Annotated in this window: 11 protein-coding genes; 3 read left to right on the forward strand and 8 right to left on the reverse strand. The window is 45.5% G+C overall.

Annotated elements, in window-relative coordinates; genetic code table 11:
• Positions 1–15 precede the first annotated feature (15 nt).
• From QUA80_RS08205 to QUA80_RS08220, 4 genes are all read right to left on the reverse strand, one after another.
• Positions 16–270 carry an ester cyclase gene (locus QUA80_RS08205; RefSeq protein WP_333423089.1) on the reverse strand — a complete coding sequence of 85 codons (255 nt, stop codon included), beginning with the start codon at positions 268–270 and terminating at the stop codon, positions 16–18.
• Complete coding sequence (locus QUA80_RS08210) at positions 263–472, reverse strand: hypothetical protein (RefSeq protein WP_333423091.1); 210 nt, start codon at positions 470–472, stop codon at positions 263–265. The genes QUA80_RS08205 and QUA80_RS08210 overlap by 8 nt, the downstream gene beginning before the upstream one ends.
• Positions 473–587: 115 nt before the next feature.
• On the reverse strand, positions 588–947 hold the full coding sequence (locus tag QUA80_RS08215; RefSeq protein ID WP_333423093.1) for a group 1 truncated hemoglobin: 360 nt from the start codon (positions 945–947) through the stop codon (positions 588–590).
• A 234-nt stretch (positions 948–1,181) separates the two neighbouring features.
• Positions 1,182–1,316, reverse strand: a complete 135-nt coding sequence (locus tag QUA80_RS08220) for a hypothetical protein (protein ID WP_333423095.1) — start codon at positions 1,314–1,316, stop codon at positions 1,182–1,184.
• A 271-nt stretch (positions 1,317–1,587) separates the two neighbouring features.
• On the opposite strand from QUA80_RS08220, the gene QUA80_RS08225 reads away from it, so the two are divergent.
• Positions 1,588–2,199, forward strand: a complete 612-nt coding sequence (locus QUA80_RS08225) for a 2OG-Fe(II) oxygenase (RefSeq protein ID WP_333423097.1) — start codon at positions 1,588–1,590, stop codon at positions 2,197–2,199.
• Between the two features lie 800 nt (positions 2,200–2,999).
• Here the strand turns inward: QUA80_RS08225 and QUA80_RS08230 are convergent.
• Positions 3,000–3,401: a biopolymer transporter ExbD gene (locus QUA80_RS08230; RefSeq protein WP_333423099.1), complete on the reverse strand. Its 402-nt coding sequence runs from the start codon at positions 3,399–3,401 to the stop codon at positions 3,000–3,002.
• Positions 3,385–4,044, reverse strand: a complete 660-nt coding sequence (locus QUA80_RS08235; protein ID WP_333423100.1) for a MotA/TolQ/ExbB proton channel family protein — start codon at positions 4,042–4,044, stop codon at positions 3,385–3,387. The genes QUA80_RS08230 and QUA80_RS08235 overlap by 17 nt, the downstream gene beginning before the upstream one ends.
• 750 nt (positions 4,045–4,794) lie before the next feature.
• Here QUA80_RS08235 and QUA80_RS08240 point away from each other — a divergent pair.
• Positions 4,795–6,423 carry a TonB family protein gene (locus QUA80_RS08240; RefSeq protein ID WP_333423102.1) on the forward strand — a complete coding sequence of 543 codons (1,629 nt, stop codon included), beginning with the start codon at positions 4,795–4,797 and terminating at the stop codon, positions 6,421–6,423.
• A 168-nt stretch (positions 6,424–6,591) separates the two neighbouring features.
• A complete protein-coding gene (locus QUA80_RS08245; RefSeq protein WP_333423105.1) occupies positions 6,592–7,596 on the forward strand; it encodes a hypothetical protein in 1,005 nt (334 codons plus the stop codon).
• A 532-nt stretch (positions 7,597–8,128) separates the two neighbouring features.
• On the opposite strand, the gene QUA80_RS08250 is transcribed toward QUA80_RS08245, so the two are convergent.
• Positions 8,129–9,271, reverse strand: coding sequence for an aldo/keto reductase (locus QUA80_RS08250; protein ID WP_333423107.1), 1,143 nt, complete (start codon positions 9,269–9,271; stop codon positions 8,129–8,131).
• A gap of 73 nt (positions 9,272–9,344) precedes the next feature.
• Positions 9,345–13,751, reverse strand: a complete 4,407-nt coding sequence (locus tag QUA80_RS08255; RefSeq protein WP_333423109.1) for an amino acid adenylation domain-containing protein — start codon at positions 13,749–13,751, stop codon at positions 9,345–9,347.
• Positions 13,752–13,862: the final 111 nt, after the last annotated feature.

Below are 13,862 nucleotides of genomic sequence, written 5' to 3' on the forward strand. Positions count from 1 at the left end.
GTTTTGACAGCGCCTTCAAGAATTACCTTTTGGTAGTTTCTTTAGAATCCCTGCTGCTTCAGCACAGGGAGTGTCAACTACAACGTGGAAGAACCCGCACCCACGCAGAGTATAACTCTTGCCAGTCGGAGTAACACCAGCAAATTCGCCGACAAATGTACCGGTGCCACTCCACTCCAAAATCGCCCAGTCACCGTCTTCAAACAGATTCTCAATATGGGTGCAGTTGTCTGGAAATGCCTGAAAGAATGAGATAAAACTCTCAAGCATCAATTCGCGCCCATGAAGCGGATGGATCGCCAAGTGCTACCTGGATGTTCGTCGCATCTTCGTGGTAGAGGGCGGCTAGGATATATGGATCTGGTGCATTGTATGCTGCTACCCACTCTGTCAGAACTTGTTTGGGTGTTTTCATGAGAAATTGATGTTCAACAACGATGCAGCAGCATTCACTAGATAAAAACTTACGCATCAATACCTTCACCAACTTAGTTTTTTAAGGCGATTAAAAATCATTAATTTTTATGCAGTATTTTCGGAAAAAAAACTCGGTTATGAAGGTATCCATGCGTCCGGGACTCTAGATATTACTTGTACAAAACAGCCTCTTTCAAAGTAGCTATCTTACCTAGCGCTGCTTCGAGATCCTCTTGGGACGCGCCGTGGGCAATGATGGCATCGGTCAAATGCTTCACAATTGCATCAAAGTGTTCAGGCTGTAAATTCAAACCTGCGTGTGCCTTCTCCATTGAACGACCTGAGTATTGCTTGGGGCCGCCGAGGGCATAAGAGATAAAAGCAGTTTGATGGCGGCGCTGCTTTTCCATATCTGTATGCTCGAAGAAGTGGCTCACTGTCTCGTCCGCCAAAACATCGCGGTAAAAATCATCCACCATCTCTTTAATGGCTGACTCTCCGCCCATTTTCTCGTACAATGTTGTTTCCATATCGTTTGAGCGACTTGATTTTTTGCACTTACGATTTAATTATAGCTGGCAGCTTTGCTTTTTTAGACTCGGGAAAATATTAATTTAATCTAAAATAATTACTTAGCAACTGTTGCAACTGCGGGTATTTTTTAGACTACCCTCTATTTGTAAACTTTATTAACGTTCTATCGCCAGTTAGAGATTGCCGATCGCCCTCCCAGCATTTTGACCTAATGCACGGATTGCTTTTTTTTAGCAAGATGTTTCGGACACAGCCCCAACACGCATCTGTTTTCCAGCTAGCAAACTCAAGAAATCGGTGAAAAAATAGCGACCGGATGCGATCGCAATTTCCGCGATCGCCCCTGCAATTGGACAAGTTAACATAAATGGGCGATCGGCTGCCCAGCGGCATCATCATGTATAATCGAATTGCAAATACAATCTTCTCACCACAACGATCGCCTGTATAGTAATATTTGGCAGTTGCTAGTCGATTGCAACACTTCCGCGCGATCGCCCGCAGTTAAAAAAAAACCTTTAACTTAAGTACGCAGACACAAATAAACATTATTATCTCATTGCGCGGAACGAAGCAATCGCAAGTCTGAGCGATTGGTGCATTCCTATCTGCTGTTTCCTTAAACTTTGACGATCTTTGAGTGCCTTGAAATACTACAGCCAACATCCTAACGCTTTCTCGATAGACTACCTCAACGACTTGCGAGGAGCAATTTTAGCCTCCCCTTATCTAGCAATCAACAACCTCAACCGCGATTTCATTGGCACAAAAGGGTTTTCCGTGGTGTTTCAACGTGCGGAAATCGCCGAAGTAGAACGGCGGTTTCCTTTGTTTAAACCCTATCTAGACCAAGCATTACAGCATGAATGCAATGCTTTTTACCTCAACCCTTTGTTGCTGGGTGAAGGTTCCCGCGTCGATCCGCACATCGATCGATCTTTGCGATCGTACTGCAAAACGGTTGAACCTCCCGCAGCCGTCAGCGTTTTGTACGTACAAGTGCCGCCGAACTTGCAAGGGGGAGAGTTGATACTGCGGCGCAACAAACAGCAAGTCGGGCAGATTAAGCCGCAAGCGAACTCGCTGGTTTATTTTCAAGGAGATTTGACTCACTCTGTCAACGCTGTTAAAAGTACCGGAACTCGTTTGAGTTTGGTGTGCGAACAGTACAGTTTGAGCGAAACAGAATTGCAAGATATTCCAGGATTCACAGTGGAATCTAGGGCCGTGAAATCCAAAAATAAGTAAGGTATTTCCGATAAAAAGAATACCCTTATTTCAAGGTCAATATAGTAGTAAAAAATACAGATGTTTGCCAAACATATAATTGATTAATTGTGTAGATATCAACCGGGCTATAACCAATTCAGGGTAAGAAATTACCGAATTTAGGCTGCACTATTAGGACGGTAACAGCAAGCAATAACACGTTACTCATCAAATCAAATATGTGAGTCATATCCTTTCCGGTTCCACTAATTATGATATATAGGACACAGCAGATCCGTGTCTTTACCGCGATGAATTGTAGGGACACTCTTGCTCTCGCGGTGTCGAAAGCTGTGGGTAATATTAATTCGGACGCTACCGGATTTGATATCAATTGTAAACACCTCCCTTTTTCCAGTCCTGGACGCAAAAACCCGGTTTCTTCACGTAATAACGAGAAACCGGGTTTTTTGGTTAGCGTGCGTCCAGAACTGATAATCTGAAATTAAGCTGTTCTACATTTAAATTGTCTGTTAAAAAACAATTCCCCGTCTTGTGGGGTGTAGGGGTTGGGCGTCCCGCCCGCCCTGAATATACAATAGACCTCTTGCAAAAATAGGTTGGAACGGGCCGGAGAGCCCGTTCCAACATTTGACTAAAAGGACTTTTGCAAGATATCTAATTTAAATGCGCGACAGCTTACAGAGGTACAAAAATCCGGGTAGTAAAGCCTGTATTGATTTTTGAATCAGGCTTACAGGATTTTTTAGTACCTCTGCACGAGGTAATTTCAGTTTAAAGGTATGAGGGAATTAAACATGAGTAATTATAGGCGATCTCTACTTGGTGGTAGCAATCCCTAACTTAGCTCCCTTAATTCGGCGTAATCTATCCATAACTTCCACAACATTTCCGTGATTGACGCTTGTATCAGCATTCAACACAATTAATGAGGTCTGACTTGAACCCATCACCTGTCGCACCGTACTCTCAATCTGCTCTAAGTTGACTAACTTTTTATCAACCATTAACTTTCCATTAGCATCAATGGTGACGGTAATTTTAGCAGGCGAGTCCTGAACTTGAGACGTTGATGCTTTCGGTAAATTTACGGGCAGACCCTCGGATTTGGATAAAGACAAAGAGGAAACAATTAGAAATGTCAATATGGCGAAGACTACATCAATCATTGGCACGATGTTGATCTGGGGAATATTATCAGGTTCATCGGGTAGGCGCATAATTAGATTCTCTTAGTAGTTGTTCGTAGCGGTGACGGTACAGTAACTCTAGCTGACCGGATGCTTCCTGAATAAAAGCTATCTGCTGTAAGTAAAACCCGCGAAACATATTGGCAAAGAAAAGCGTAAAAATTGCCACCACTAACCCTATTGCGGTAGAGACGAGGGCTTCGCTAATCCCAGCGGTAACGCCTGCGGCATTGGTGCCCGTGGCATCCCCCAGTTTGAGGGAACCAAAGGTAGTAATTAATCCTAAAACTGTTCCGAGCAAACCAAATAACGGGGAAAGGCTGATAATGCTGTCAAATATTGTATTGAATCGCTTCAGGATGGGGATTTCTGCCTGAGCCCCACTCTCTAGGGCCAAACGAAATTCTTCGATGTTGGGCGAGTCTAATTCTAAAGCTTCTAAAAAAATCCGGGCTAGGGGCAAATCGCCGTTTACTTGTAACTTTTTGATGGCTGAATCGGGGTTTTGACTGTATACCTGTAGCACTTCTCGCACGACTCGCCGCTGCCGCCGATTTACCTTAAACCAAAAGGCAAGACGCTCTATGATCAGCGCTACTGCTGCGATTGACGAGGCAAAGAGCGGCCAAGCAACAATGCCTGCGGCGCGAAAAATGTAAATGAGACTATCCATTGGTTTGTACTCTCGCTAGCTCTGTTGAATGATCGCAAGCTGCCTAATGCTGCAATTAGCCCGATAGAAAGCTGGTAGAGTTTCTGCGTCAAGTCGGCATAAGTGATTCAGACTGCGAATTGTTTCACTCAAGCGCGATCGCGATCGCACAAACGCACTACCTGTATGTGACTATCTTCGTCTGTACCCAAAATGCTGCTACTGTTATCCCGACCGATTTTTCTGCCAGTGCTTCCTTGCTAACTATTGGCGTTAGGACTTGAAAATAATCTTCAATAATTTAAAAGATTCTCAACTAGGTTTCCACAAAATTCCATCCTTGTCAAGCCATGACCCGCAATTTTTAATAAAAAAGAGTGATTGTTTAACAAAATTAAATCAAAAAATGTTATTAAATTATTCTCGAAAAAGCTTGAGAATGTTGAAATTTGTTGGTAAATTACGGGCTAGAATATAGCATTTAAGGCATTTTGGAAGCTTGCCCTGCCAGAATCAGAACATTGACAGCGCCCATGAGAGCAACGTCGGCCCACCCAAAGGAAATGCTGCATGGTGGCGTCTACTCGCTCTATCAAAATTAAATAAATGAAAATTAATAGCAAGAGTCTTGAACAGGTGACAGTCTTCTTATAGGATGGGTAGGTTCATCATTGATAGCAAGCTCAACCCGCAGTTGGTCAGTTGTTTCGGGTTATGTGGGGGAGCCAGCAAGGATGTTGCCAACCCATCCATAAAGGAGTTTCATAAGGCATGAGTTTTTCAAATGTTTCGGCGACGCAAAGACAACAACAAGAAGAAGCTCTCAAAAAAGTTTTGGCGATCAGTCTATTAGCCTCAACCTTACTGCACGGCGTCGCGCTGCCGTTGAGCCTCAAGTTGGTCAAACCTGCTGAATTTGCAGAGGACCCCATTGAAGTTGTTGTGCTTGATGAGCCCAAAGTAGAGGAAACCCAGCCAGAGCCGGTTGTTCCAGAAAAGGCATCTCCCCCACCTGAGACATTCAAACCAGAACCGCCACCAGAGCCCACTCCCCCAGAGGAGTCACCTGCAGCGGTAACTCCCCCGCCGATTCCAGAGGAGTCACCCGTAGCCGCAACGCCCCCGCCGATTCCAGAGGAGCCACCCGCAGCGGTAACACCACCACCGATTCCAGAGGAGCCACCCGCAGCGGTAACACCCCCGCCGATTCCAGAGGAGCCACCCGTAGCAGTAACGCCACCACCGATTCCCAAGGAGCCACCCGCAGCGGCAGAGCCCCCACCAGAGATTAAGAAAGAGTTGCCCTTAACAGAAACTCCGCCACCAACTCCAGTGGAGCCTTCCCCCCTACCTAAACAGGATTTAAATCCCCCAGAAACTCCTAAAACCCCGATCGCCAACGAACCCAAAAACCCCTTGCCCGCTCCAAAAATTGATAGCCCCAGCACAACGGCGAGCCAGGAATCGCCTCAGAGCGAACCACCCGTTACCGCCTCCCGCCCCAAAAGCGCTGGGAGTTCGGCAGACTTGACAAAAGATGCTGGAAATCCCAATTCCTCTGACAGCCCTGAAAAAAATAACCCGCTCTCGCCATCTGCTTCGGCGGGTAGCGGGGAACCTTCCTCAGAGCCATTAAATCCTTCTTCCGGGCCTATCCAGCGATCGCCCGGGGCTGGGTCGCCAGTCACAGCTACTAGGCCAGGAGGCGGCGGCAATTCTGGAAATGCGATCGGGGATCTCACAAACCCCTCCTCCTCTGATAGCCCCGGAGCAAGTGCGTCGAACTCACCATCCGCTGCCAGCGAAAATGGCGACATACCTTCCTCAGAGCCATTTGCGGCTGGCTCGGGGCGATCGCCCCGAACACCTGCGGCTGGGTCGCCAGTCACGGCCACCAGGCCAGGAGGCGGTGGCAATTCTGGAAATGGGAGCGGAGGTTTAGGAAACCTCGCCTCCTCTGGTAGCCCTGGAGGTGGAGGCCCTGGAGGCGGAAGCCCTGGAGGAAGTGCGTCGAACTCATCACCCGGTGGAAGTGGAAATGGCGGCGGGGGTTCGTCAGGGCCATTTGGCAGCGGTTCGGGCTCGGTGCCAAAACCGACAAATAGAGGAGGAGGGGGAGGTTCTTCGCGCCCTTCGGGCCCGCCTCCAGGTACTTGCATTAGCTGCGGTAAACCTGATTATCCGAGCGCAGCCAGACAAGAAGGGCGGCAAGGCCAAGTGCAAGTCAAGTTTGACGTTGACCCCAACGGTAAGGCATTCAACATCGCAATCTTGGTTTCTAGCAACTACGATGACTTCGATCGCGCAGCGATTAAAACAGTAGAAAAATGGAAATTTGCCTCATCAGAAACTGGCATTCAAGGAAAAACAGCATCCATTACCTTCCGGCTCAATGATTAGGGAATTGCTGGAAACATCAGTAATTTGCCGGGTAATTCAGTACCGGGAACCGAAGTGCAAACTTAAAAATTTAATTTTTTGTGAATTATGAATTTGGGAATATCGTCAGCCAAATTAAGTAAACTTCAGCGACTTGGACTCGCTTTATTACTTGGTTGCAACTTGGGAATGATTCACTTATTTGCCAACCCTCACAGCGCAATGGCAGGAGTGATTACTTTACCCGATGGCGGACGTTGCGAGGGAGAATTGAGTGACGGAAAACTCAGCGGCCCCGCCACCTGTCAATATGCCAACGGCGATCGCTACGAAGGTCAATTTCTCAACGGCCAACCTCACGGTCGAGGCGTCTATACCTTTAAAGAAGAAGGTCGATACCAAGGAGAATTTGCCTCTGGTGAATTCAACGGTCAAGGTGTCCGCGAATTTGCTAACGGCAACCGCTACGAAGGGAGTTTTAAAAACGGTGAGTTCGACGGTACAGGAACTTTTACCTCAACTAACGGCATTCGTTATGAAGGCACTTTTACGAGTGGTTCTCCCAGCGGTAGAGGGGCTTTTACGTTCAGTAATGGCACTCGTTGCGAAGGAGATATTAAAGAAGGAAAAATTAACGGCAAAGGCGTTTGTCAATATGCTAATAAGAACCGCTATGAAGGAGAGTTGCTCAATAACGCGCCTCACGGGCAGGGAATCTATACCTTTGCAGAAGAAGGCCGTTACGAGGGGCAATTTAGTGAAGGACAATTTCACGGTAAAGGGGTTCGCGAATATCAGAACGGGAACCGCTATGAAGGAGAGTTTGTGAAGGGCAACCTTCAAGGTCAGGGGTTGTTTACTTTTAAAGAAGGGGGACGTTATCAAGGGCCGTTTGAAAATGGAGAATTTAGCGGTGAAGGTGTCCGTGAGTTCGCCAATGGAAATATCTATAAAGGCACTTTTGTCAATGGTAAGATGAGCGGGAAAGGAGTTTACGTTTTTGCGAATGGCGATCGCTGCGAAGGCGAATTTAGGGAGGGTCAGTTTAACGGGAAAGGTACCTGCATTTACGCCAATGGCGATCGCTATCAAGGTGAATTCCTCAACGGCAAGAAACACGGTCAAGGTTCCTACATTTATCAAGATGGAACTAAGCTAGAAGGAAATTGGCAACAAGGTCAACTTCAAAAATAATCGTTTTTCCTTTTCCGCGCCTTCTAAAAAAGCAGCCAACAAATTTTAACACAATTGGGCTGGGTTTTTATGCAATTTGGGTCTCAGGCGGAGTTAGATACTCCGCTATTCCTTGGACTGAGATTCAACGAAGTTCTGATACCAACTGCGGTAGCATCAGAATTAATATTACCCACAGTCAGGACACGGCGCCGTGCCGTCTCCCTACCCCGATTAATTGCAGTCCAAGGGCAGTGCCGTGTCCTCGGTATCATTCCGATGCAACCGGAAACGATATGATATCATGTCCGGTCGATTACCCTGATTCCTGTAGGGGCGGGTTCACCAATAATATTTGCCAAAAACAGACAATCTCACAAACCCGCCCCGGCAATTGTATTATGGGCGATCGATCGGACATGATATGATACCAAATTGGTGATAAAACCCCGATATAAAGTTACGGTGCGTGACTCAAAAAGCCTTCAACCAAAGCCAAAATCTATTCACAGTCACGCACCCTACTACATCGCTAAATTTGATGAGGTGTACTTCAGTTTCGCTTTAACTCTTTCGCAATTAAATGAGTAAGTTTATGAAAGTTTGCCTTTTCAAGCTGCGGGATAGCAGCAATAGCTAGATTTTCTCTAATATGTTTTGGTGTTTTCATCCCGACTAGAGCACTCAGAAGGCCAGGGGCGCTGCGGGTATATTGGAGAGCCCGCTGGCAGTCTGTCTGCAGGCGATCGTCCGCAAATGCAGAAGCAATGTTTTCTGGGATCTTACCAGCAACCTGTGCTTGACAGATCGACTTGCTGGCGATCGCAGCAATGCCTAAGCGATCGGCTGCTTCCACCGTCGAAATTTGTTCTCCTTCAAGCGTCTGAGTAGGAGACAGCAGCGCTTCTGGCATCGCCATATTCAAAGGAAACTGAATGAACCGGAAGCGATCGTCTCTATTGCCAGCCACTTCACGGGCAATCGATTTCGCCCGCGACAGATCGATACGGTCACTTTGAGTCGGAGGTACGCGAAAAGCATTCCAAGTTGCTAAACCGTAATTGGCAATTTTTCCAGCTAAAACGGCGTCTTCCATTACCTCAAAAATTGTTCGCAACTGCTTGTAAAAAATATCAGGCTCGACTTTGGCAAGTTGCTTTTCTGGATTGTGAATATAGTAAACATCGATTGTTTGAATACCGAGATTAGCGAGGCTTTTGTTAAGCTGATCTTGAATGTATTCTGGGTGGATGCAGTAACGTTCCTCAGCCAAATCATCCATGCTGATACTAGAGTTATTTGGCTCGACATAATGCCGATAGAACCAGTCTGCCGGGTTCGGATTTGGGCAAGGCAGAACCCCTCCTTTCGTACAGATAATTAATTCATCTCTTGAAACATCTCCCGATGCCACGAGTTGCCGAATAGCCTTTCCTACACTTATCTCTCCATGCTGATATCGATAGTTGATTGCTGAGTCGATTAGGTTTGCACCCTGCTGAACGGATTCAATTACCGCTGCCGTGACCAGGGTGTCAGTACACTCATCCGGTTCGCCAAGATAAGTGCCAATTCCAATAGAACTGGCTACAAGTGAATTTGCTTCACGAAAATAATCGGCTGCACAGTTTTGATGGTGCCTTTGCTTGTAACGCTGTGTTCCTTCTGCGGTAGCTCTACCTGCGATCGCGATCATCGTACTTTACCTATATCAAAATATGCTGGTTTTTTCTCAATTCAATTTCTGGTTTCCCCGACTAACGACCGATCTAACTCGATTCCAAAGCATCTAGAAAACCACTCCGAATCAAATACGAGAAATAGGTACTAAACAATTGCCTATCTACAGGCGGACAAGCGATCGAAGTTCCTGCGAGTCCAGTCAGCGTGTTTTGGCAGTCAAAATGTTGCGCGGCTAAGTTAGATATGGGTTTTGGCGATTCAGTTTGATTGGCGCTAGTAGATGCCTGTTGAGTAAAAATTGGCACAAGTGGGGTCAATGCGTTTTCTTGCGATCGCCCAGCAGCATCAAGGAGTTTTGCTCGCCAAATATCGTAGGGAACTGGTTCTAGCGGGTAGCCAAATGAGTGAATCCAGGTGATAATTTCACTCCAATGAGCCGGGTGCGAATTAACTAAGTGAAACACCTTTCCTAGAGATTCTTTTTGCCTGGATAAATGAACGATCGCTTGGCTAGTATAGTCCACAGGGATGAGATTCACCATCGAGTTGCGATCGGGAACGCTTTTGAGTTGGATACAGCCTCGAATCGTTCTGAATGTATGGTCGTCTGGGTTGCAAACTCCCGTCTTACTGTCTCCTGATATGCGTCCCGGCCTGTAAATAGCGATCGGAAAACCGCGATCGCGAGCAATTGTTACTAGCTTTTCGGCAACCCATTTACTCTGAGTATAGCCACTGGAGAGTTGGTCGGCGCGAGGCAGGCTATCCTGTTCTTTAATGATTTTAACTTCAGAACCATCCACAGATTCGATAACGCCAGTCGTCGATCCGACAACACCAATTGTGGAAATGAAATGTATCGGCTTTAGTTTTATTTGACTGGCCAACCTCAAGACTTCTTGAGTGCCCAAAACGTTAGCTGCCTTGAGGGCAGCGTATGGATAAGTAAAGTTAACCAGTGCACCATTGTGATAAATAGTGTCAATCTTACTAGCAAGCGATCCAAACTCTTCCTCAGAAAGCCCTAAAAGAGGCATTGACAAATCTCCTAAAACCGGAATAATCCTAGCGGTAAAAGATTCATTCCACAGTAAATAAGCTTCAAGAGTATTTTGCAGCTTCTTTTTGCCTAGTTCAATATTTGGCGATCGCACTAAGCAGTAAATATCAGCAGCAGTTTTTTGCAAGAGTTCATCAAGTAAAAAAGCTCCTAAAAATCCAGTTGCTCCCGTCAACAAAATAGCATTTTCTGCAACCGGGAAATTACAAGTAACAGCATTAGGGGTAATTTCTGGATCTAAGACAGCTTCAGCATTTAGATCGAAAGTTTCTACGCCAGTTTTTACAGAAGAAATTTTGGTTCCCAAAGCAGTCTCAATGGTTTCAGCTAAGCCGGCGACAGTGGGCATTTCAAATAAGCTCCGCAAAGGTAAATCCACCTCAAAAGCACTTCGCACTAAGGCAAGAAGCTGAGTTACGAGCAAGGAATGACCGCCCAATTCAAAAAAGTTGTCATGAATGCCTACCTGTTCAATATCAAGGACTTTTCTCCAAATCTCAGCCAGTTTTTCCTCTATCGGGGTACGCGCTGCTACATAGACAGCTTCGAGTTCCGGGCGAGATTGATCGGGGGCTGGTAGTGACTGGCGATCGACCTTTCCATTGGGAGTTAGAGGCAGAGATTTCAAGATCGTAAAAGCTGAAGGAATCATATATTCAGGCAGCTTTTCTTTCAAGAAAATTCGGAGTTCATTGGAGTTGAGTGCTAGTTTGTTGTTGGGAACAACATAGGCGACTAAGCGTTTGTTTCCTGGCTCATTTTCCCAAGCTGAAACCGCAGACTGCCACACTCCCGGATGTTGATTTAGTAATGCTTCAATTTCTCCCAGTTCAATGCGAAAACCTCTAATTTTTACCTGATTGTCGGTGCGTCCTAAAAACTCAAGGTTTCCATCCGGTAAATAGCAGGCTAAATCCCCGGTTTTGTACAGCATTGTTCCGGGAATAAAAGGGTTGTTAATAAAACGCTCTCTTTGTTCTTCGGGTCGGTTTAAATAGCCCCTAGTTAACCCCGCTCCGCCGATATATAATTCCCCTGGTATATTTATTGGTACTGGTTGCAGTTGTTCATCTAGTACGTATATTTGCGTATTAGGTAGAGGTAGTCCGAGGGGTACAGTTTTGGAAACAGAGGCTAACTTTTTAATTGGATAAGTGAGTACACCTACAGTTGTTTCTGTCGGACCGTAATGATTGAAAATCTGGCACTTAGGTACTTGCTGGTGGATAGTTTCAATTAAGTCCCAGGTAGCAGCTTCACCACCAAGGATGAGGTGAGTCTGGGGCAAGATAAACTGAGTTGGGGAAGATGCTAAAAGAGCGGCGAGGTGAGAGGGAACAATCTTGAGACAGTCAATAGGATGGCGGCTAAAGTAGTTTGCTAATGCCACTGGATCGGATGCCCGCTCCTGAGATATTATATGCAAGCATCCCCCTGTACATAAAGCTGGGAAAATTACAGTGTTTCCCAAGTCAGCAGCGAAGGTAGAAACGGTAGCGAAACTGTTAGCAATATGCAAGTCTAATCTGTCTAAAATACCGTACAAATAATTGAGGAGTTGTCGGTGTTCAACCGCTACACCTTTTGGTTTGCCTGTAGATCCAGAGGTGAACAGTAAATAGACTAAGTTTTCGCATTTTACCTCGCTAGCTGGAGTGGCGTTGCTTTCTCGATCGATTACGTGCCAATCTGTATCTAAGCAGATTACTTGGGCGGGGCAATTGGGTAGAGTCTGAACAAGCGAATGCTGTGTTAAGAGTATCGAGGCACGGGCATCTTGCAACCGACTTGCTAAACTTTCTGCTGGTAATGCTGCATCTAGAGGCAGATAAGATCCACCTGATTTTAGAATACCGAGTAAGGCGACGATCGTATCGAGCGATCGCTCTGCATATATCCCCACTGGCATATCTGGGACAACACCTAATTTTTGTAGGTAATTAGCTAATTGATTGGCGCGTGCATTGAGTTCAGCATAAGTCAACTGTTTGTCTTCAAACACGACAGCAATCTTGTCTGGTGTTTGTTGTACTTGTTCCTCAAAAAGCTGGTGGATGCACTTATCTTGCGGGTAATCGGCCTGAGTATTGTTAAACTCGACAAGTAGTTGATGGCGATCGCGATCGCTCAAAATCTCTAATTCGCTGACTTTAGCTTCTGGGTTACTCACAGCACTTTCTACCAAAGTCTGAAAGTGTCCTGCTAAACGTTTGATATCTGCTATCGAGAATAAGTTGGCATCGTAGTGAAATTCTGCGATCGTAAATTGTTCTCTTTGCAAGCAGGTTAGCTTAACTTTGAATGGCTCAAAGCAGGCATACTGTTTATCAATAGAAAACACAATACCGCCAGCCTCATATTTATTTGTGCATTCTTCAAATTCAAAACTAATCGGGAAGTTAACACCACTGATAGTTGTTTCTTGCTCTTCTTCCCCCACGAAATATTCTTCCCATTTGCGGTTATTGGCGAGAGTTTCGGTAATTTGCCCCAAAATTTTAGTGAATTTAAAGTCTCGCTCAAAAGAACAGCGCACAGGCAGGAATTTCGCAAGCAATCCCAGCATCTCATGCAGTTCATCATATTTTCTGCCATTAGAGATAGTGCTAACGATAATGTCTGACTGTTTTGTAAATCGCCATATTAAAGTCTGCCAACAAGCGAACAAAAATTCAGCAACAGTGGCATGATGTAAAGCTGCGATCGCTTTCATATTTGCCACTACATCTGGCTCAATATTCAAAGCAAAAACATTAGGCTCAAAGATAATCTGATCCTTTAGCTTTGCCTCACAAGGAAGAGTCAGCGGTGGAAAATTGCAGACAGCTTGCTGACTCCAATAAGCTTTTCCCTGCTCTGTATCCTCTCCCTCTAGCAATTCATTCTGCCATTCTGAAAACTGCACATACTGTATCGGTTCCTCAGAGAACTCTTTGCCTTCCAAGCAAGCAGCATAGGCATTACCGATTTTGTAAAATAAATTCTTGAGCGTCCAACTATCTGCACAGAGTGATGGCAGAGTCACTAGCAAAATGTGCTTGTTAGCTGACAAATAAATTAGGGTTAAACGTAACAGCGGCCCCGTCTCAAACTTGAAAACAAAATGCCTTTCTTCCTGAAACAATTCTTCTATTCTGATTGATTGTTCATTTGGGGATAAATGGGTGAGATTAACCTCATGCCAGGAAAGGTTACTGCGCTCGGTTACTACTTGAAGAGGAATTTTGATTCCCGGTCGTCTGTAAAAAATCGTGCGGAATATTTCGTGCAAACTAACAACTCTTTGTAAAGCTGTTTTTAGGATTGCGATATTCAGCGAACCCTCAAGCAGGATAGCAGACTGGGCGCGATAAGCACAACTTTCTTTCTGCCACAGCCAAAGACGTTTTTGTTGGGGTGAAATCCGAAATCCTTCGACAATTGTGTTTTGCATTGTTGCTGGTTGAATTTTATAGAATGAACTAGATTATTGAAGAGAAAAAACCAGGTTACAGGCTAGCGATATCCCTAAATTTCCCTGGAAAAAAGGACTTATAGAGTTTCT

The sequence above is a fragment of the Microcoleus sp. F4-D5 genome, assembly GCF_036704885.1.
Classification (GTDB): Bacteria; Cyanobacteriota; Cyanobacteriia; order Cyanobacteriales; family Microcoleaceae; genus Microcoleus.